At 45.6% G+C, this 20,396-nt stretch carries 21 protein-coding genes and 1 pseudogene; 10 read left to right on the top strand and 12 right to left on the bottom strand.

All coding sequences use genetic code 11. The annotated features are described in order from the left end of the window. Nucleotides 1–28 precede the first annotated feature (28 nt). Nucleotides 29–1,369: a DEAD/DEAH box helicase gene (locus AACQ93_RS21690; protein WP_064608785.1), complete on the bottom strand. Its 1,341-nt coding sequence runs from the start codon at nt 1,367–1,369 to the stop codon at nt 29–31. A gap of 233 nt (nt 1,370–1,602) precedes the next feature. Here AACQ93_RS21690 and AACQ93_RS21695 point away from each other — a divergent pair, with 233 nt between their 5' ends. Next, nucleotides 1,603–2,214 (top strand): DUF2238 domain-containing protein, encoded by a 612-nt coding sequence (locus tag AACQ93_RS21695; protein WP_198160280.1) that lies wholly within the window; start codon nt 1,603–1,605, stop codon nt 2,212–2,214. A 376-nt stretch (nt 2,215–2,590) separates the two neighbouring features. Here the strand turns inward: AACQ93_RS21695 and AACQ93_RS21700 are convergent, their stop codons facing one another. Beyond that, a complete protein-coding gene (locus AACQ93_RS21700; protein WP_064608789.1) occupies nt 2,591–2,887 on the bottom strand; it encodes a hypothetical protein in 297 nt (98 codons plus the stop codon). Nucleotides 2,888–3,071: 184 nt separating this feature from the next. Here AACQ93_RS21700 and AACQ93_RS21705 point away from each other — a divergent pair, with 184 nt between their 5' ends. Together AACQ93_RS21705 and AACQ93_RS21710 are read left to right on the top strand one after the other, a co-directional pair. Next, a complete protein-coding gene (locus AACQ93_RS21705) occupies nt 3,072–3,509 on the top strand; it encodes a DUF5675 family protein (RefSeq protein ID WP_064608792.1) in 438 nt (145 codons plus the stop codon). Between the two features lie 4 nt (nt 3,510–3,513). Further along, nucleotides 3,514–4,005, top strand: coding sequence for a hypothetical protein (locus AACQ93_RS21710; RefSeq protein ID WP_064608794.1), 492 nt, complete (start codon nt 3,514–3,516; stop codon nt 4,003–4,005). A 128-nt stretch (nt 4,006–4,133) separates the two neighbouring features. On the opposite strand, the pseudogene AACQ93_RS21715 reads toward AACQ93_RS21710, so the two are convergent. After that, nucleotides 4,134–4,450: pseudogene (locus tag AACQ93_RS21715) on the bottom strand (endonuclease domain-containing protein); the annotation flags it as partial. A gap of 95 nt (nt 4,451–4,545) precedes the next feature. Beyond that, on the bottom strand, nt 4,546–5,445 hold the full coding sequence (locus tag AACQ93_RS21720; protein ID WP_064608798.1) for an endonuclease/exonuclease/phosphatase family protein: 900 nt from the start codon (nt 5,443–5,445) through the stop codon (nt 4,546–4,548). Nucleotides 5,446–5,911: 466 nt separating this feature from the next. Here AACQ93_RS21720 and AACQ93_RS21725 point away from each other — a divergent pair, with 466 nt between their 5' ends. Beyond that, nucleotides 5,912–6,244 carry a DUF6404 family protein gene (locus tag AACQ93_RS21725; protein WP_157097626.1) on the top strand — a complete coding sequence of 111 codons (333 nt, stop codon included), beginning with the start codon at nt 5,912–5,914 and terminating at the stop codon, nt 6,242–6,244. 202 nt (nt 6,245–6,446) lie between these two features. Here the strand turns inward: AACQ93_RS21725 and galE are convergent, their stop codons facing one another. Further along, nucleotides 6,447–7,463 (bottom strand): UDP-glucose 4-epimerase GalE, encoded by a 1,017-nt coding sequence (galE, locus tag AACQ93_RS21730; RefSeq protein ID WP_064608800.1) that lies wholly within the window; start codon nt 7,461–7,463, stop codon nt 6,447–6,449. A gap of 207 nt (nt 7,464–7,670) precedes the next feature. Here galE and AACQ93_RS21735 point away from each other — a divergent pair, with 207 nt between their 5' ends. The 4 genes from AACQ93_RS21735 to AACQ93_RS21750 all read left to right on the top strand — a co-directional run bounded on the left by AACQ93_RS21735 (nt 7,671) and on the right by AACQ93_RS21750 (nt 10,581). Further along, nucleotides 7,671–8,600, top strand: coding sequence for an alpha/beta fold hydrolase (locus AACQ93_RS21735; RefSeq protein WP_198160222.1), 930 nt, complete (start codon nt 7,671–7,673; stop codon nt 8,598–8,600). Nucleotides 8,601–8,725: 125 nt separating this feature from the next. After that, the gene (locus tag AACQ93_RS21740) at nt 8,726–9,778 is read left to right on the top strand and encodes a GGDEF domain-containing protein (RefSeq protein WP_064608802.1); all 1,053 of its coding nucleotides are present in this window, start codon (nt 8,726–8,728) and stop codon (nt 9,776–9,778) included. Between the two features lie 84 nt (nt 9,779–9,862). After that, on the top strand, nt 9,863–10,387 hold the full coding sequence (locus AACQ93_RS21745) for an NUDIX hydrolase (RefSeq protein WP_064608804.1): 525 nt from the start codon (nt 9,863–9,865) through the stop codon (nt 10,385–10,387). 86 nt (nt 10,388–10,473) lie between these two features. Further along, the gene (locus tag AACQ93_RS21750) at nt 10,474–10,581 is read left to right on the top strand and encodes a hypothetical protein (protein ID WP_064608806.1); all 108 of its coding nucleotides are present in this window, start codon (nt 10,474–10,476) and stop codon (nt 10,579–10,581) included. A gap of 106 nt (nt 10,582–10,687) precedes the next feature. Here AACQ93_RS21750 and AACQ93_RS21755 read toward each other — a convergent pair whose 3' ends face one another. The 7 genes from AACQ93_RS21755 to AACQ93_RS21785 all read right to left on the bottom strand — a co-directional run bounded on the left by AACQ93_RS21755 (nt 10,688) and on the right by AACQ93_RS21785 (nt 18,554). Next, entirely contained in the window at nt 10,688–11,446 is a 759-nt protein-coding gene (locus AACQ93_RS21755; protein WP_064608808.1) for an SDR family oxidoreductase, read from the bottom strand. Nucleotides 11,447–11,526: 80 nt separating this feature from the next. After that, entirely contained in the window at nt 11,527–12,444 is a 918-nt protein-coding gene (gene mmsB / locus AACQ93_RS21760; protein ID WP_064608810.1) for a 3-hydroxyisobutyrate dehydrogenase, read from the bottom strand. Nucleotides 12,445–12,474: 30 nt separating this feature from the next. Next, the gene (locus AACQ93_RS21765; RefSeq protein WP_064608812.1) at nt 12,475–13,629 is read right to left on the bottom strand and encodes an enoyl-CoA hydratase/isomerase family protein; all 1,155 of its coding nucleotides are present in this window, start codon (nt 13,627–13,629) and stop codon (nt 12,475–12,477) included. 64 nt (nt 13,630–13,693) lie between these two features. Then, on the bottom strand, nt 13,694–14,488 hold the full coding sequence (locus AACQ93_RS21770) for an enoyl-CoA hydratase (RefSeq protein WP_064608814.1): 795 nt from the start codon (nt 14,486–14,488) through the stop codon (nt 13,694–13,696). 60 nt (nt 14,489–14,548) lie between these two features. Further along, nucleotides 14,549–15,703 carry an acyl-CoA dehydrogenase family protein gene (locus tag AACQ93_RS21775; RefSeq protein ID WP_064608816.1) on the bottom strand — a complete coding sequence of 385 codons (1,155 nt, stop codon included), beginning with the start codon at nt 15,701–15,703 and terminating at the stop codon, nt 14,549–14,551. Nucleotides 15,704–15,760: 57 nt separating this feature from the next. Continuing rightward, nucleotides 15,761–17,254, bottom strand: a complete 1,494-nt coding sequence (locus tag AACQ93_RS21780; RefSeq protein WP_064608818.1) for a CoA-acylating methylmalonate-semialdehyde dehydrogenase — start codon at nt 17,252–17,254, stop codon at nt 15,761–15,763. Nucleotides 17,255–17,324: 70 nt separating this feature from the next. After that, nucleotides 17,325–18,554, bottom strand: coding sequence for a thiolase family protein (locus AACQ93_RS21785; protein ID WP_064608820.1), 1,230 nt, complete (start codon nt 18,552–18,554; stop codon nt 17,325–17,327). A gap of 232 nt (nt 18,555–18,786) precedes the next feature. Between AACQ93_RS21785 and AACQ93_RS21790 the strand changes: the two genes are divergently transcribed. Together AACQ93_RS21790 and AACQ93_RS21795 are read left to right on the top strand one after the other, a co-directional pair. Then, on the top strand, nt 18,787–19,164 hold the full coding sequence (locus AACQ93_RS21790) for a MerR family transcriptional regulator (protein WP_064608821.1): 378 nt from the start codon (nt 18,787–18,789) through the stop codon (nt 19,162–19,164). Nucleotides 19,165–19,222: 58 nt separating this feature from the next. Continuing rightward, nucleotides 19,223–20,392 (top strand): isovaleryl-CoA dehydrogenase, encoded by a 1,170-nt coding sequence (locus tag AACQ93_RS21795; RefSeq protein ID WP_064608823.1) that lies wholly within the window; start codon nt 19,223–19,225, stop codon nt 20,390–20,392. Nucleotides 20,393–20,396: the final 4 nt, after the last annotated feature.

The following is a 20,396-nucleotide window of genomic DNA, read 5'->3' on the forward strand; positions in this document are numbered from 1 at the left end:
TATTTAAAACCAAGCGTATAGCGCAGTATTAGTCTTCAGAAGCCGGATTTGCCGGTTTCTTTTTCTTTGGAATAAATACGTTATCACCCACAGCCATATTGTCGTAAAAACGCTTATCCATTTTCTTCTTAGGCTTACTCGCAGATGGTAAAGCTTTCTTCGCTGTCGGTTTCTTGCTAGTCGGCTTCTTGTGGAACTTCTTCTTAGGCGCTGGTTTTAAGCCCTTGAATTTGCCTTCCAACCCTTCGATTGTTGTGAAGGTAATCTTCTGCTGCAGGAAAGCTTCAACATTCTTAAAACTCTTCCAGTCCTTAGGACCTACCAATGAAATTGCATCACCTTTGTTACCGGCACGACCAGTACGACCAACACGGTGTACATATTCTTCTGCATGTTTTGGCATGTCGAAGTTGATTACGTGAGAAACCTTACTGATATCAAGACCACGGGAAGCAACATCAGTTGTTACCAGAATCTTATGACAGTCACGCTCAAACTGACTCATGATGCTGTTACGCTGAGTCTGGTTCAGATCACCGCTCAGTGCCACTGCCTTCAGCTTGCGCTCATTCAGCTCTTTAGTCAGACGCTCAGTATCCGCACGCGTTGCTGTAAAGATGATCAGCTGATCATAGTCTTCGGTTTCCAGAATCTTATCCAGCAGAGCCTGTTTATGATCAAGATGGTCACACAGCATAAAACGCTGGGTGATATCTGTATGCTGCTCAGCTGAATGACCAATTGAAATACGCTTCGGCGCATTCAGCATATCTGAAGCAATACTTGCCACATCTGTGTGATCCAGTGTCGCCGAGAACATCAGTGTCTGACGGCGACGGTGATTTGCTGCTTCGTGAATACGACGAAGCTGTGCTTCAAAGCCCAGATCCAGCATACGGTCAGCTTCATCCAGAATCAGCATTTCAAGACCATCAAGGTGTGTGCTGCGATGTTCTAGGTGGTCAGCAAGACGACCAGGAGTTGCTACTACAAACATCGGATCTTTACGGAACGCTTTAACCTGATCATTAAAGTTTTCACCACCAACAACCAGTGCGCCATCATAAGGCGTACCCGCAATCAGTGTGCGCAGCTGAGCAAACACCTGCTTAGCCAGCTCACGAGTCGGTGTCAGAATCAGTACACGAGGATCACGGCGAGTAAACGGCTTACAACGATACATACGCTGCATTGCCGGAAGCAGGAAGGCAAGAGTCTTACCGGAGCCAGTCTTCGACGAGGCCAACAAATCCTTGCCAAGAATGGCAACAGGAATAGCAGTCTGTTGAATTTCAGTTGGTTTATCGAACGCCAGGTGATTCAGTTTCTTAATAAGGCGCTGGTCTAATCCAAGATCTTTAAAATGCAAAACGATGCTCCGATAAATTGCCCGCTACACAGGCAGAGAAAATGTTACAGCCCTACCCTACGTGATATAACTCACACTAGGGTGAAAATTGTTAGCGGCGGATTATATCACAATTATTAAGGCTAACACCTACTTTAAATATGAATTATCCGTTATTACAGAATAAGATAGTGATTAGCTCAACAGCTGTATAAGAACCCGGCAATTCCTTTCAAGCAGTTAAGAGAAAAATGATGCAAACACCCGCTCAAAGCATAAAAATCCCGCTCATATTGGCAACTCTTGTCTCAACAACCATCATCTGGTCTGGCATCAATCCGAGCTTGCCTGAAGTCTGGCTGGCAGAAATCGTTCCGATTCTTCTAATCTTTATTCCCTTGGTTGTGACTTTCAAACGCTTTCAGTTCTCAAACAGCGCCTACGTCTTTATGTCATGCTGGCTCATTCTCCACACCATTGGCGCACACTACACATTTGCCAATGTACCGTTTGACTGGTTCAGCGATCTGATTGGTTCCGACCGAAATCACTTTGACCGTTTTGCTCATTTTTCTATTGGATTTTACGCCTACCCGATTGCAGAATTCCTGACTCGCAGAGAGCACTGCAAACCATTTATTGCTGCTCTGTTCGGCTTATGTGCCATTATGGCGATTGCTGCCGGTTATGAAATCATTGAATGGTGGTACGCAGTTCTTGCTGGCGGTGAAGCCGGAATTGAATTCCTTGGTTCGCAAGGTGATGTCTGGGATGCCCAACAAGACATGCTTGCCGATACCCTTGGCGCGGTTGTCAGTTTGGTAATTTTCTTTATCATCAAGCCTTATAGGTCGACTATACGGTAACGGCTATGTAGCGCCCCGCGAACCTTGATAAACAGAACCGCATAGATTGAAAAAGTTTTTCATTTCATGCGGTTCTGTATTAATGGCCACTTAACTGCGTAGAATCTTAAACTATCCCTCTCGATGTTACCGTCAGGCCACGAAGGCGAACCCGTTCACCGGCAGCAAACTCGGCTTCCAGAGCATCACCATCGATTGAAATAATCGGCATCATTGCATTATGAACTGCCGGAATCGTATCAAGGATGCCGCGTTTAACTTCGGCGTTATCACTGTCATGCGCATAATCACGATTAGCTCATCCCTAACTGGCAAATCATTGGTAGCTCCTGTTCGGCTAAACCACACTACCAATCGGTTTCAACTGTGTATCTGTTCAGCTGACTGGCTCCAGCAGTGATGAACAAAGTACAAAGTTCCCCCGGTGGCTGTATAGCCAACGGTCGAAGTGGTTGTAGTAAAGGTCTGCACCCAGGGTATCGCCCGTTGGTCGCCCAGCAAACCAACCAATAAAGCAGCTATATTCCTTTAACGTGGCCAGTTCGGACGGATTGAGCGTATTGGCCAACAACCAGTAAGGAAGTTCTATTGCAGTCTGCTCGGTGATTGGCTTTGGTGATCTTTTTGCTGTGGGGTTAAGGGGGAGAATTTTACGGCGCGCCCTTTCGTTCATGTCGACTTTTTCTCCCTGAGATTATCAGCGGTAAATGAGAAGCTCAGCGAAAGAAGATGCAACGAGTCACCTACTAACGATCATTTTCTAAGGCAAGCATCGAAGCTATCTACAAAAGATTTGCTGATTAACAGCAACCATGCTTTATAAGCACCTAAATGTATAATTTAAGGGGCTATTACTCATGGATATCAAAAGTAGCAAAGCAATAATACATGTAAAACGAATCAAACAATTTGGCGAAACAACCCTTGGTAAGCTGACCATTGAAGGGGTTAACAAAAGTTGGTATGTACTAGAACCTGGCGGGCCTGATTCTATAATTGAGGGTTCTGACAAGCGAATTAAAGCCGGTACATATAATGTATTACTCTATAATTCGGATAAATATAAAAATGTATATGAACTTAAGAATGTACCCGGCAGAACGAAAATTCTCATTCATAGTGGCAATTACCATGACGATACTGAAGGATGCTTAATGCCTGGGAAAACTTGGGGGGCTATAAATGATAAACAATACCATGTGGGAAATAGCCGAACGGCATTCAATGAAATAAAAGCTGAAATACAAGGAAAAAAATCTATTCAAATAACGATCACTAACCAGCTTGAGGACTAACACGATGTTCCACAGGCTTGTACTAACATTTATTCTTCTGCTTTCTGCATCCGCTTCTGCGACAACACCGAAGAACCAAATGAACCTTGATTGGTTTCTAAGTAATTATCACAGCATAGAACGCACAATATTAACGGAGGACAAAAAAGCGGTAATACCGATTTTAAACACGTTAGGTGAAATTTGGTACAAAAGAGACGGTGCTACAAGTGGTGAAATCTCACCATTACTTGCTCAAGCTTTAATTACGCATACAGATATCGCCCTTTCAGTATTATCTGATTACCCTGAATCATTCGAACGTTGGCTAGCCCAACTTCAAGGAGTGCTTTTTACTGATATAGATGGTAACCAGAAAGATTCTCTGATTGCATTGAGATCTGAACTTATCACTACTTTGTCTGAATATAGCCAAATTGGTGATAAACGATTGGTTCCCTATGCATTACGCCTTCTTGATAGAATAAAAGAGATTAACGTTAGGGTGGTTGATTGAAGTAAAGGTGGGATAATTTGCCAGCCGTTGACGGTTCTAAATCTATGGCAAAGCACTTTAGGCATTCATCTGGTGGATTCCCCTCCGACTCCCCTTAGACTGGCTTTGGTGATCTTTTTGCTGTGGGGTTAAGGGGGAGTGATTTGAGGATTTGGGTTAATGACTTTCATAATTTCTTGCACGACGGCTTCGGGGTCTGTCATTACTTGTAGATTGGTGAAACGTAGGACCTGAATACCCAATGAGTTCATGAAAGCGGTTCTTTCTGCGTCTTTGTTGGCAGCATTTTCTGAAACTTGGCTGTCACCATCCAGCTCGATAATCAGTTTTATTTCCGAGCAATACCATGCTGGAGACGAAATTTAACACCCAGTTGCTTGCTGCAGATTCTGGCCCAAAGACGCCTTTCCGGCTCAAGCATATTGTTGCGTAGTTGACGGCGGAAAGCTTTGCTTTGTTTACATTAAATACTTTATTCATTATTTAATAACCGACAAAGAGAGCAGCTTGTGACTGCTGCCCTCTTCATTTGAAGCTGTATCAGCTAAGCTCTATGTCTATATACAAAGGACAGTGATCGGAGGCTTTTGGCCTGTTGTCGCCAATATAGTCAAAACGCGGCCCCTGGTATTTTTCGGCCCGGGACGGGAGACCTTTTCGCATTACTTGCGGTAGGCTGTTGGCATTATTTTCTGCTAGTTGTGGCGACAGGAGGATATAGTCTAACTGGCGATATTCTTTTCCTCTTGCCCAGTGATGCGTCCAGCGTTCTTCTTCCGGTAGCCTTTCACTGATGTTTTCCAGCCCCTGATAGCTGACTAATTCAATAAGTGAGCTGTGATCTTCAAGATAGTCGTTCAAATCACCGACAACGGCATAATTACCCTGATATTGATTATCCGCCCAGCGTTTTTCGACGATGCTCATGACCTTATCGGCCTGTTCTTTGCGGCGGGCGTAGGTCTTATCCCGTCCTCCAGCCATAGATTTGAAGTGGTTTACGTAGACAGTTAATGATTTGCCGTTAACATCGATATCAACTTCGAGGCAATCGCGTGAGAACAGAAATGCGGTGTTGGCGGCGTTGCGTTCGCTGCGCCAGGTTCTGATATGGATAATGGGGTATTTCGAGATCAGGGCAACATCAATGCTACGCGGATCAAGAGCATCTACCAGGATGCGGTATTTGTAGCCCATATCTTGAAGATATTCTGATACGAATGTATCCAATACTCTGAGGTTTTCAATTTCCTGCAGAGCGAGAATGTCGGCATCGACTTCCTTTATTGCTTTTGCGGTGATTCTTTTTTCATCATCGTTATTTATGTCGTATGCGGTTTGATTGATGGTGAAGCAATCGCTGTTGACCGGATCTTGATGCCGTTTGAAGTTATAGCGTGCAAACAAGTTCTCTGCGTTGAATGTTGCCAACCTAACCATGATTCAATTCCTTATAACGGTTAACTCTGACAGACGAGTACAGCCTACACAACGCCTTCGGCTTTCATGCTTTTGTTGCATGGAATCGTTTAAAGCGTAGTGATGGTGTTTGGCTTTATCTACTTTGATATTTGCTTTTGTGTACCTGCTGCAGGGTTCGCTAATAAATATGCAACAGGGGCAAAGTTAATTGGTAGTTCGGTTGGGTTTTGTTTTAGTGCGCTCCGGTGTTAGCCCCCCTCCAGCTCCCCCTTTGATTGGCTATTGGCTATCTTTTGGCTGTGGTGTTTAAGGGGAATTAGTTCTGAGGTGACATACTTTACGGCTCTTGAAATCTTACTTTTCATCGACTAGATGAGTGTGTGAGCCGGACATCACATTTGGTGCAAATCTGATGTGGTTATCTTGATTATTATTAAATTAAATATAATTAACAATGCATAAAAGAGAGTATATAGAAGTTTATTTGCGTCAAAAAGGTGCGAGCAGAACGGTAGTGAAACCTTATCCTTTTCTATGGCACTGGCTTTTAAAATCGAACAAAAAACCTTGCTTATTTGAATCACCACTGAAATTGTTTTTTAAGGAGTTGTTTTTAGGAACTGCATTCTGGGGCGGTGTTATGTGGTTAATCGTATGGCGCTCACAAGAACCAAGTATCAACAATTTGTATATGTCGTTACTTTTTGGCTTTCTCTCAGGTTTAGGTTTGAGTTTGGAAGTTTTATATTACTCAAGAAAGCTTAAAATCACGTCATCATGGGCTGAATGGTTGAAAGAGCATGATTTAACTGAATAAGCATACCCACATGGTACATTTTAATTGATTTCGAGGCTTAACGCCTTTTCACCAAAGTCGACGTACCTTACTTGCCCTTAAGAGCTCATAATAAATCACAGGCGTTTTATACTTGATTCGGCTTTCAGGAATGAAAACACCAAGAGCATTCAAAAGAAAAAGGTCACTCAGTGAGTGACCTTTTTGTAAGAGATTCTGAGCATTAAGCGTCAGGATAACCATTCGGGTTATTTGACTGCCAACGCCAGGTATCTGTCGTCATGTCATCAATCGTACGTGTTGCTTCCCAGTGAAGCTCACGTTTTGCTTTGCCTGGATCTGCCCAACACTCAGCGATATCACCCGGGCGACGTGGTGCGATCTGATAAGCTACTTCAACACCGGAAGATTTAGAGAAGGCTTCTACCATCTGCAGCACGCTGAAGCCGTTACCTGTACCCAGGTTGTAAATATGAAGACCGGCTTCTTTACCCTTATGATTCAATGCAGCCAAGTGGCCGTCTGCTAGGTCAAGCACGTGGATATAATCACGTACGCCTGTACCATCAACTGTCGGGTAATCATTACCGAACACAGACAAATACTCACGACGCCCTACTGCAACCTGAGAAATGAACGGCATCAGGTTATTTGGGATACCTTGCGGATCTTCACCCATTTCACCAGACGGATGAGCACCAACAGGATTAAAGTAACGAAGCAAAGTAATGCTCATCTCAGGATGCGCTTTCTGAATATCAACCAAACACTCTTCAACCATCAGTTTACTACGCCCATAAGGATTGATTGCTTTTGTCGGAAATTCTTCAGTAACAGGAGTAGTAGCAGGTTCACCATAAACCGTGGCAGATGAACTGAAAACCATGGTATTCACACTGGCAGCTTGCATAGCCTCAACAAGAACTAAAGTGCCGTGTACATTATTTTTATAATATTCTAAAGGTGCATCAACAGATTCGTTAACTGCCTTAAGACCTGCAAAATGAATCACTGCATCAATATCATTCAGATGAAATACATTATCCAAGAAATCACGGTCACATATATCTCCCTGATAAAAAAGAGGTAATACTCCGGTAAGCTTCTCGATTCGAGCCAGTACAGTTGTCTTACTGTTATACAAGTTATCGACGATGATTGGTGTCATACCCGCTTCAATCATCTGAACGCAAGTATGACTACCTATGTAACCAAGGCCGCCTGTTACTAACACACGCATTCTGCCTCCCATTATCATTCGCAATCCAAATTGCAATATCTATTGTTGCACAAACAAGTGATACATAATCATACTACTTCATAAAATACGTGATTTTCTCAAAATATCGTTTCTTGCTTAATTCACTGCAAAAATAGAGCCAGCAATACAAGAAACCTTTAAAACACTGTACAATTTACTATTCATTTAGCAGAACGGAATTTAATAATGAATGCTGATCTCATATCTAAACTCTATCGCGGGATAATCCTGCTGTTCTTCTTTATTACTTTAACCGGATGTGAACTGGTTGGCTGGAAAGCCGAGCAAGATAAAAACACACTTCAGGAAGCGGGTTATACCGAACATTTCCTCCCCCTTAAGGATGGCGGTGTAATGAAGTTCTGGGTTGGTGGCAACGGCAAACCTCTGCTCTTACTTCACGGTTTTGGCGGCACTGCAATTTCAACTTGGAAGAATGAAATGCTCAGCCTTAACAAAGATTACATGGTCATAGCACCCGATCTGGCCTGGTTCGGAGATTCTTACAGTAAAGGTACGCCTAACCTGGAAACTCAAACCGACGCAGTCTGGCAGATTCTGGATTCACTAAATATTAATAAAGTCAGTGTTGCCGGTATTTCATACGGTGGTTTTGTAACTTACAACATGATGACGACGCCAGAGCGAATCGAAAAGTCAGTCATCATTGCCAGTCCCGGTCCCTTGTTTAACGATCAAGATGTAGGGCTGCTATGTGAAAGAGCCGAAGTTGATAAACCGGAACAGCTATTCGTTCCTCAAAACAGTGATGAAGTAAGACGATTATTTGATCACGTCTTCTATAAGAAAAAGCAAATGCCGGACTTCATTGCTGACCAAATCTACCAGAACTATTTCGAGCCGTGGCGAGAAGAAAAACAACAGCTAATCACTAGCCTGATTAATGACCGAACTCGAATCAATAATTACCCTGTGAGTGAACTCCCACCCAGCATGCTTGTTTGGGGCGACAGTGATCAGATTTTCCCGCTTCAAAATGGTTTAAGACTGAGCAAATATCTAAATACAGCATTAGTTGTGATACCAGAAACCGGTCATGGTGTAACCAATGAGCAACCTAAACTCGTAACTAAATTGTTAAGTTCATTCATTTAGTAACCAATCAGTTTCATAATTTACAGAAAAAATTAGACAGATATAGCCAGACGAATTATCCTAGCTGTGTAGTGCATCACGTTGCGCAATATGGCTAAGTTTCTACAAGGATGTGAAGTCTGGCTATGACGACTGTAATCAAAAGCGAACAATTAAAATCAACCAACTACGCATACTATGAAAAGCGTGAGCAAATACTGAAGAAACAACTTGCAATATTGTTTCCTGTAACAGGCGCAATTTGTTTACTTTGCGCATTTACCTATTATGTTGCGGATGTTTCCTCCGTTTTCACCATCGCGGCTTTAACCGGTGCAGTACTCTCCTACCTGCTATCACTTATGAATCTGCGCAATGGCAATCCATACATTTTAATCTGGATTTTTATTGGCTTCTCAACCGCAGTGTGTTGCTATGGATTTTACAGTGACAATACCCATATGGTCAGCAATACCATTGCACTTACTATTCCACTGCTTTGTTTCTTTTCTCTCAGATATAAACATGCCCTGTCATACAGTCTGGCTTTTGGTCTTATCTACATTTTTCTGAGCATCGGAGAGATATCAAGTAAGGAGCAGCAGTTAACTGAAGTGCTGCAAAATATCAGTTCTTACACCATGATTTTCATCATGGCGCACTTACTGGCCCGTCATCGCAATGAGGCAATATCAAAGGTGCGCAAAACAGCGACCACTGATTTTTTAACCGGACTTAAAAATCGTCATGGTATTGAGAATATCTATCAAAATGAAGCTGCTCGCTGCCAACGTTACTTACGTGATTTTTCAATGCTGTTACTGGATATCGACAACCTGAAAAACATCAATGATCGCTACGGCCTGCAAGCCGGTGATAAGGTCCTGATGATGGTGTCCAATCTGCTGCGTGAAAAAATTCGTCAAACAGATCATATCGCCCGTCTAAGCAGTGAAGAATTTTGCCTGCTTCTGCCAAACACATCTATCACCCAAGCTGAAGAGATGGCAACCCGACTAAAGGACGATATCGCCAGCTGCTCACTGGAACTGGAAAACGGCCAAACTGTTACTGTTACCATCAGTATTGGCTTAACACCTGTCGAATATCAGGAATTCAGCATTGATTATTCAAAAGCAGACAGTGCACTGCAAAGAGCCAAAAACTGGGGGCGAAACCAGGTTGTCGTAAGCCAGTAAAAACCGAATTCCCTAAAATAGGCCAGATGAGTCTGTGTTACACTCATCTGGCCTTTTCTATTCGCTGATTTTGATAAAACCACTATGAACACAAAGAACAATAAAACCCTATGTCAGTGGAAATGCTTTTCTGTTGAACAGGCTGAACATACCCTGCCTGACGGACGTGAAGTCGAATTTACCACAGTCAAACATCCTGGTGCCGTTATCATTTTGCCGATAACAAATGACGGCAAACTGGTGATGGTTAATCAATACCGTCCGGCAATTCAAAAATGGATTCTGGAGTTTCCGGCAGGCACTCTTGAAGATCAGGAGAACATCCTGGAATGTGCAAAGCGAGAGCTCGCTGAAGAAGTACAGCTTCAAGCATCTAACTGGCAATCACTTGGTGAACTTCTTCCGGTTCCAGGCTTTTGTGATGAAGTTCAGTACTTGTATCTTGCTCAAGGACTGTCTGATTGTGCCGGCGAGCTGGATGATGATGAGGTAATAGAAATTACCTCTTTGACTATTGCCGAGTTTGAAGAAAAAGTGGCAACAAACCAGATTCAGGATGCAAAAACCATCGCGACATTCTTTAAAGCCAGAATGATGAGTCTGATTTGATTAGAAACGCCCTAACAAGCCTCTTGTAAAACTCGATATCCTGATCAGGTTGTGGCATCTTGCCCCTTGATAACGAGGAATATGATATGGATAAGCTATTTTCAATTTTGAATAAGGCCGCAGCAATTATTGCCATGCTGATGTTTATAACCGGAGGCGGTATGGCTTTGTATGTGATGGTTTTCGGTAATTAACCCACACGACATAAATGAATTCAGCGCCTAAGCCTGGTCTTATCTATCCGGTTTAGGCTTTTTTTGTCTGAATAAAACTGTTCGAAGAGTTATACCCAGTTTGGTATTACATTCGCATCCCGCCATCAACTTCAAGCACACGACCGGTAAAGTAATCATTCTCAAAGATAAACTTCACCGCATGTGCGATTTCACTGGCTTCTCCCATTCGGCTGAGCGGCACCATTTGCTTCAACCTGTCGATAGCTTCCGGCTTTAACTGATCTGCCATTGCAGTATGCACGATACCGGGGGCGACAGCGGCCGCTCGAATACCATATCGTCCAAGCTCCTTTGCCCAACATACAGCTAATGTTGCTACTGCGGCCTTAGACGCAGAGTAATTGGTCTGGCCGATATTTCCAGCTCTGGCGACACTGGATATATTGATAATGACTCCCTGATTACCCAGCTCGATCATACTCGCAGCCGCTTCACGACCGCATAGAAATGTACCGGTAACATTCACATTCATTACGGTGTTGAACTGCTCCAATGGCATTTTGGTCAGTTCACCGTCCTTCACTTTAACCAATAAACCATCTCGCAATACCCCGGCATTATTAACCAGTCCGTTTAGCTGTCCGAAATCAGCAACGATCTGCTCGAAAGCAATTTCAACCTGCACTTCATTAGAGACATCCGCTTTATAGATTAACGCTTTCGCACTGAGCATCTGGCACTGCTTCTGAGTTTCCTTTAATCCTTCTTCATTAAAGTCAATCAATGCCAAATCAGCCCCGGCCTGAGCCAGAGTCACCGCCATCATTTGCCCCAACCCTTGTCCTGCTCCGGTAATTGCAATCACACTATTGTTCAAATCCATACCATCGACTCCCCGCCCCCTAACTGCCGCCAACCGCATTGTCTTCCCTCAAAGGTATTAGAAACATGCTTGTTGTTACGCTATTTTTTGTCCCGATAGAACTCAAAAAGACTCGAGAAATCCCGCAATTCATTACCTCTCGTATTATGAAAAGCATAAAGGTTTCTGGCCAATGTACCCATTGGAATAGCAGATTGACTTTGCAAGGCAGCATCTATACCCAACCCAAGATCTTTAAGCATCAGTTTTGCCATAAAACCAGGTTGGTAGTTATTACTGGAAGGAACTTTTTCCATCACATTAGGACACGGATTGTAGAGCTCCAGAGCCCAATTACGCCCCGAGCTTTGTAGCATAATGTTGGATAGCACTTCAGGGTCGAGGCCATTATCAATCCCCAGACTTATGGCTTCACAAGTCCCGGACATCAACACACCTAAAAGAAGGTTATTGCAGATTTTGGCCATCTGGCCGTCACCAGCTTTACCGGCATGAAAAATATTCTTCCCCACATGTTGCAGTACACCCTCTGCTTTGCTGAAAGCTGAATCAGTACCGCCGACAATAAAGGTTAAAGTCCCCGCCTGAGCGCCGGCTACACCACCGGATACCGGCGCATCAACAAATTCAAATCCTTTTTTCTCCGCTTCTCCGGCCACCAGCCGCGCTGATTCAGGATCGATAGTTGATGAATCGATAAGAAATGTGTCACCTGCGACCATGTTCAGCAAACCAACACCGCCATGATGATCACCAAGGTAGACAGCACGAACATGCTCGCCTGCAGGAAGCATGGTAATGACGGTATCTGCTCCCTGAATAACATCATCAAGGGAAAGACAAAGATGCGCGCCTTTGCTTTCGACCTGTTTTGCTGCGTCAGTATTAATATCAAACACCCTGACCTTACAGCCGGCTTTTAACAGGTTCTTCGCCATCGGGTTACCCATATTTCCCAACCCGATAAACGCAATAGTGCTTGTAGCAATATCACTCATGACTCAGTTCCTCTTGTTAACAACGGCTTATTACTTACGCGGCAGCCCCAGCTTTGCCAAAGGATGATCCTTTTCATCCCATAACGAAGAAAAAAGCCTGTCTATCACGGACTGTTCCACATCCTCTACCCGTTTATACATCCAGCTCGGATGACCACATTTATCAATCAGTCTCGCCCTCACACCTTCTTCAAACTCACCCAGCAAGCCACTTCGCACTGACAATACCAGCTCAAGCCGAAAACAGTCTTCCAATGATAAAAGGTGATATTGAGTACATTGACGAAAACAAATACAGGCAGTAATCGGACTGCCTTCTTCAAGGTTTTTCTTTGCTTGTTCCAGCCAACGTCCAATACCATCAATTGCGGCTATTTGTGTACAAACAAGAGATAAATCTTCCGCAACACAAGCAGCCTGGATCTGGGCAAAGTAAGGAATGAGTTGACTGGACGGGTGTTGTGATAATGCAGCTTCTTCAAACCCAGACAGAAGTTCACTGACCAGCTCGAAATGATCGGCTTTATTCCACAATTGCCCCTGCAATTTTTCGATGACGCCTTGCTTGTGTTCAGGAAGAAGAAGATGTTCCGTCAACCTAAGATCAAGCGCATCACTGGCATTGATCTGTGCACCGGTAAGGCCGAGGAACAACCCAATCCCGGAGGGAAGCTTATTAAGAAACCAAGTGCCACCGACATCGGGATATAAGCCGATGCTGATCTCAGGCATCGCCATTCGGGACTTTGGCGTTGTAACCCTGTGACTTGCGCCGATATAAAGGCCAATGCCACCGCCCATAATTATCCCTTCTCCCCATACAATCAGCGGCTTACTATAGGTATGAATGAGGTAGTCGCAACTATATTCGACGGTAAAATACTCAGTCAGAAAGTTTTGGGCCGAATCATCGTCCTGTCCGTTCTTTCTCTTTTCTGATGATGCCTGCATCATGTGATACATAGTGCGAACATCACCTCCGGCACAGAAAGCTTTCTCACCGACACCATGAAGAAAAACGCAGGCAATTGAATCGTCTTTTTCCCAGTCTTCGAGGCTACTTTTCAGTTGCTTAAGCATATCGAGTGTTAGCGCATTCAAAGACGCCGGATTATCAAGTTCGGCAATCCCGATTTTGTGTCCGTCAACGCAATCCAGCTCGCTTATATTTACTTTACCTGTCATATCCGCGCGACCACTCCTTATTTAGATCCCCATGCTCATCCTCATAACAACTTTTCCCATTTCCTTACTTGTTTTTCCATTGCGGTTGACGCTTTTCCAGAAATGCCCTGACACCTTCTGTCTGATCTTCGGTATCAAACAACTTCACAAACGCCTCACGCTCCTGAAGTAATCCATGTTGAAGTGGAGCACTGCGACAGTTCTGGATAAGCTGCTTACAGGCCGCAACAGCAGGCGGCGACTGATTCGCCACAGATTCAGCCATTTTCCTCGCCCGTTCCAGTCCGTGACCGACGGCAACCATATCTTCAATTAAACCAATTTCAAGCGCTTGTGACGCATTAAGCCTTTCACCACAAAGGATCATCCGCTTGGCCCAGCCTTCACCCACAAGCCATGCCAGATTTTGCGTACCTCCGGCACAGGGCAGCAACCCCACTTTGGCCTCAGGCAAAGCCATCTGTGCATGGGCTTCAGCAATTCGAATATCACAAGCCAGCGCCACTTCAAGGCCGCCCCCCATGGCATAACCGTTAATTGCCGCAATAGAAACGCCCCGGAATGCCGACAGGGTTTCAAACGCACGACCAAAGCTTTGAGCCATCGCCACAGCGATCGCTTTATCCCCATCCGCAAACAGGTTTAAATCCGCACCAGCCGAGAAAAACTTATCGCCCTGTCCGGTGACCACCAAGGCATAAACATCTTTGTTGTCGTTGAGGCTATCAACCATGGCTCTCAGTTGCTCAAGGCTTTCTGCGGTCCAGGTATTCGCCGGAGGGTTATTCATAGTGACAACAGCCACATGATTGTCGATATCCAACAGAAGTGAAGTGTCATCAGACGTCTCTGCAGACATAGCTTTCCCCTTCTTAACTAAATGGCTGACATAGAAATAGCGGCTTGATTTATAATCAGTTCAAACCAATTCAGGGCCTTCAGCCAATACCCGCCTAGCGATGATCAAACGCATAATTTCATTGGTACCTTCCAGAATCTGGTGCACCCTGACATCACGGAAATACCTTTCCAGCGGGTACTCTTTGATATAGCCATAGCCGCCGTATAACTGCAGTGCCTGATCGCAGATCCTGAAACCAATATCTGTTGCAAAGCGCTTTGCCATTGCGCAATAGGCCGTTCTGCCCATATCCTGACGATCTAGTTTACTGGCGGCATAACGAACCAATTGTCTGGCTGCAACCAACTCCGTTGCCATATCCGCCAACTTAAACTGCACCGCCTGAAACTGAGACAATGCCTGGCCGAATTGCTGGCGTTCCATGACATACTGACGCGCCTGATTCAACGCTTGCTGAGCAGTTCCCAATGAACAGGTCGCAATATTGATGCGGCCACCATCCAGCCCTTTCATAGCAATTTTGAAGCCGTCACCTTCATGACCAAGAAGGTTCTCAACCGCAACAGCAACATTCTCAAACGTAACAGCCCGAGTCGGCTGACTGTTCCACCCCATTTTGGGCTCTTTCCGACCATAGCTGATTCCTTGAGCGTCCGCCGGAACAATAAAAGCAGAAATGCCACCGGAGCCCGGCTCGCCGGTGCGCGCCATCACCAGCAACACATCAGTTTCACCGGCTCCGGAAATAAACGCCTTGGCACCATTGAGAATATAGTTGCCTCCCTGCCTGATCGCGCTGGTTGTTAACGATGCCGCATCCGACCCCGCATTTGCTTCAGTCAGGCAATAGGATCCCAACCATTCACCAGTCAGTAATTTCGGGCAAAAGTGCGTTTTCGCCGACTCAGTAGCAAAAGACGCAATCATCCATGTCACCATGTTATGTATGGTCATGAATGCAGTGGTTGAAGTGCACCCCATCGCCAGTTGTTCAAATATAATCGACGCATCCAAACGGCTCAAACCAAGACCACCGTCTTCTTCCGGCACATAAAGACTAAGAAAGCCCAGCTCGCCAGCCTCCCTTAATACGTCTTTAGGGAAAGACTGCGCTTCATCCCATTGAGCTGCATTCGGTTCCAACTGGTCATGGGCGAACTGACGGGCTGTTTCAGCAAATGCCCGCTGATCTTCATTAAGTTCAAAATCCATCAGTCCTCCCTTAACACATCAGAGCACATAAGAGCACATAAGAGCTGTACTTCTGACCTAGCGTAAATGGATAGTCAGGTTTGGTCCGGTCGGAATATCATCTTCAAACCATCGAGAAGTAACGGTCTTTGTCTCGGTATAAAAACGTACTGCCTGTTTGCCATAGGCATGGAGATCGCCGTAAAAACTTCCGCGCCAGCCGGTAAACGAGAAGAAAGGTAACGGCACAGGAATCGGCACATTTATCCCGACCTGTCCGACCTGAATTTCATGCTGGAATTTACGTGCTGCCGCCCCGCTGGCGGTAAAAACAGAAGTGCCGTTACCGTAAGGATTGGCGTTAACAAGAGCGATCGCCTCATCTAAAGTATCCACTTCAAGGCAAACCAGAACCGGCCCGAAAATTTCTTGCTGATAAATGGACATATCAGTTTGAACACCGCTGAACAATGTCGGCCCAACCCAGTTACCATCCGGATAACCGTCTACTTCGCAATGGCTACCATCAAGTTCACATCTCGCACCCTGTGCTTTACCTTCCTTAATCAAATCCAGCACCCGCTCTTTAGCCTGCTTGCTGATCAAAGGACCATATCCTGCTTTATCATCATTCCAGGCTCCGGGGCTGACTTTTTCCATCTCGGTTTTCAAATCAGCAATCCACTCTTTTGCCCCACCAACAAACACAGCGACAGATATCGCCATACAGCGCTGACCTGCGGCTCCGACAGATGAACCGACAAGATTACTGATCACCTGCTCTTTGTTGGCATCCGGCATTACAACCAAATGATTTTTGGCCCCGGCAAACGCCTGTACCCGTTTAAGGTGATGAGTACCTGTTTGGTAAATATGACGGGCAACAGGGACTGAACCGACAAATGAAACAGCCCTAATATCAGGATGAGCCAGCAAGTAATCCACCTGCGTTTTTTGTCCGTGAACGATTTGCAAAACACCGGGAGGCGCACCGGCCAGCTTAAAGAGTTCAGCCAAACGAATTGAAGTCAGCGGCACCTGATCAGAGGGTTTCAGCACGAAGGTATTACCCGCTGCTATCGCCATTGGAAACATCCACAACGGGATCATGGCCGGAAAGTTAAACGGGGTGATCCCGCAGCAAACACCTAATGGCTGGGTAATCGAGTATGAGTCTATATCCGCTGCAATATTTTCAGCAGTTTCTCCCATAATCAGGCTGGCAATATTGGCAGCCTGCTCAACAACTTCAATACCGCGCCAGACATCACCTTTGGCATCGGCAATGATTTTCCCGGTCTCACTCGATAACAACTCAGCCAGTTCATCATGATGCTCCTTGAGCAACTGCTGATAGTTCAGCATCAATCTGGCCCGTTCAGGCACCGGCACTTCTTTCCAGCTTTTGAAAGTCTCGCGCGCACTGGCAACGGCTTCTTCAACTTCATCCTCAGTTGAACATGGCAATCGGGCAATAACAGCATTGGTTGCCGGATTGGTGACATCCAGCCATTCCAGTGAAAAAGACTGCCGAAATTCACCGTTGATATAGACGGGAACATGGTGACTCATGTTTGCTCCTCCGGGCGCTGAGCCCTCCATTCAATAAATTCGTATGCTTGCATTCATTAACGTGACGCCGTCACAGAACAGGCACTTCAATAGCGACAGCCGTTGCTTCTCCGCCTCCGATGCATAATGCAGCGATTCCTTTCATAAGCGCAGGACTCTCACTGCCCAGGGAATCAGCGGCAAGAGCAGAAGCTCGGTGCCTTAATGCATGAATCAAAGTCACCAGAATCCTTGCTCCGCTTGCACCAATTGGGTGACCAAGTGCACAGGCTCCTCCATGGATGTTAACCTTGGATTCACCCAATCCCAGATCCCGTATAGCAATTTGAGTAACAACGGCAAACGCCTCATTAATTTCCCATAAATCAACATCAGCTACTGACCAGTTAAGCTTATCCAGTAACTGCCGTATGGCATAAACCGGGGCAATCGTAAATTCAGAAGGTGGACGGGCATGAGTTGTATGACCGCGAATTATCGCCAGCGGCTCTAATCCCTTTTGTTTTGCAAGTTCTGCATCCATTACCAGTAGCGCAGCCGCACCGTCAGAAATTGCACTCGAATTTGCCGCTGTCACCGTTCCTTCTTTTGCAAAAGCCGGTTTTAATGCCGCTATTTTTTCAATCTTAATTTCACCAGGGTGCTCATCCTGTTCTATTAGTGAGACGGCGCGTTTACTCTCTTCCAGCCGAACAGGAACAATTTCATCATCATGAACATCAGTCAGTTGAGCCGCTACCGCCCTTTCAGCAGAGAGTGCTGCCCAGTTATCCATTTCTTCACGGGTAAACTCATATCTATCGGCAATCTGCTGAGCGTAAAAACCCATCAGTTGACCTTCGTAGGCATCCTGTAACCCATCCAGGAACATATGATCATAGAAAGAGCTGTGACCAAGGCGGAGTCCTTTGCGGGCATCTTTTTGCAGATAAGGCGCATTGGACATACTTTCCATCCCACCGGCAATCACAGTGCTTGCTGTCCCGGCCTGAATCAAATCATGAGCCAGCATCACTGATTTCATTCCGGAACCGCATACTTTATTAATGGTGGTACAGCCTGTTGAGGAAGGAAGCCCAGCGCCCAGAGCTGCTTGCCTGGCCGGAGCCTGTCCCAAACCAGCAGGTAGAACGCAGCCCATATAGACTTCGTCGACGAGATCGGGTGCCACTCTGGCACTTTCCATTACGCCCCGGATGGCAAATGCCCCCAATTTCGGTGCAGCTAAAGAAGAAAACTGACCTTGGAAGCTGCCCATAGCGGTACGGCGGGCAGCCACTATCCAAACGCTTTTGTCCATCACTCCGCCCTCTCTCTGACGATAGCAACATGTGCGAAATCGAATGTCAGTCATTGTTTATTTTGAGCATTTTCGATTTCTTGACGTTTTCGTAAGCATAGCACTAACATTTACGTAAACGTTAAGAAACAAATAAATCTATCAATTAGAAAAACGTAAATTTTCTTTCCGTCAGCAGCCTTGATGCAGGTATGCGATCGGTTAATACCCTTATTCAGGAGGGTGCCGGACAGTGGAAACATTTAAAATCAGTGAATTAGCAAAAGAGTTCGATGTTACTACCCGCAGCATTCGGTTTTATGAAGATGTTGGTCTGCTACATCCGTCAAGAAGTGGCAATATCCGAATCTACCAGCACAGAGATAAGGTCAGACTGAAGCTGATTTTAAGGGGCAAGCGGCTGGGGTTTTCCCTGGCAGAAATCAAGGAACTGTTCGAGCTGTACGACACAGATCAGAGTCAGACTCAGCTTCACGAAATGCTAAGAATCATTGATGAAAAACAAGCTATTCTGCAACAACAGCTTGACGATATAAACGCGGTAATGAACGAATTACAGACAGCTAAAATCCGGTGCCAACAGGCGCTCTCTAAACCAAAAAGCGCTTAATTAGACTGTTTTCAAATTTTAAACCCCTTCTTCTTCATTTTGCTGAATCGGAGATGCTATGAAAGATCTGTTCTCCCCTCTTAATTTTGGTCTCGGCGAAACCATGGATATGTTGCGTGAACAGGTCAACAGTTTTGCCGCTGAAAACATTGCCCCGCTAGCCGCCCAAATCGATCAGGACAATCAGTTTCCCAACCAGTTATGGCCCTTGATGGGCGAAATGGGTCTGCTTGGGGTCACTGTTGATGAAAAATACGGCGGAGCCGGTATGGGATACCTAGCTCATGCCATTGCAATGGAAGAAATCAGCCGCGCTTCAGCCTCGGTCGGCTTGAGCTATGGCGCTCACTCTAACCTCTGCGTCAACCAGATTTACCGAAATGGCACGGACGAACAGAAAAAGAAATACCTCCCCGATTTGATCAGCGGAAAGAAAATCGGTGCCCTTGCGATGAGCGAGCCGAACTCGGGTTCCGATGTCATCAGCATGCAATTAAAAGCTGAACCGCATGGCGACCGCTACATCCTCAACGGCTGCAAAATGTGGATCACAAACGGCCCCGATGCCGACACCATAGTGGTTTATGCCAAAACCGATCCCGATGCAGGCTCTCACGGCATCTCTGCTTTCATCATTGAAAAAGACATGAAGGGATTCAGCCACGCCCAAAAGCTCGACAAGCTGGGAATGCGTGGCTCGAACACCTGTGAGCTGGTATTTGAAAATTGTGAAGTCCCGGCGAGCAGCTTGCTCGGTGAATTAAATAAAGGGATCAGTGTGCTGATGAGCGGCCTCGATTATGAGCGGGTTGTTCTTGCTGCCGGGCCACTTGGCATCATGCGAGCTTGTTTGGATCTGGTCGTTCCTTATATCCATGACCGAAAACAATTCGGCCAGTCTATCGGCGAGTTCGAGCTGGTTCAGGCCAAAGTTGCCGATATGTATACCCGAACCAACGCCGCACGGGCTTATGTCTACACCGTCGCTGCAGCCTGTGACCGAGGTGAGACAACCCGTAAAGATGCCGCCGGAGTGATCCTCTACAGTGCTGAACTCGCCACCCGGCTGGCGCTTGATGCTATTCAGTTACTTGGCGGTAATGGCTATATCAACGAATTTCCGGCCGGACGACTGCTTCGGGATGCAAAGCTTTATGAAATTGGTGCTGGCACATCTGAAATCCGCCGAATGCTGATCGGACGGGAACTGTTTGAAGAATCCAAATAAAAAC

The sequence above is a fragment of the Photobacterium sp. J15 genome (genome assembly GCF_963870815.1).
Taxonomy (GTDB): domain Bacteria; phylum Pseudomonadota; class Gammaproteobacteria; order Enterobacterales; family Vibrionaceae; genus Photobacterium; species Photobacterium marinum.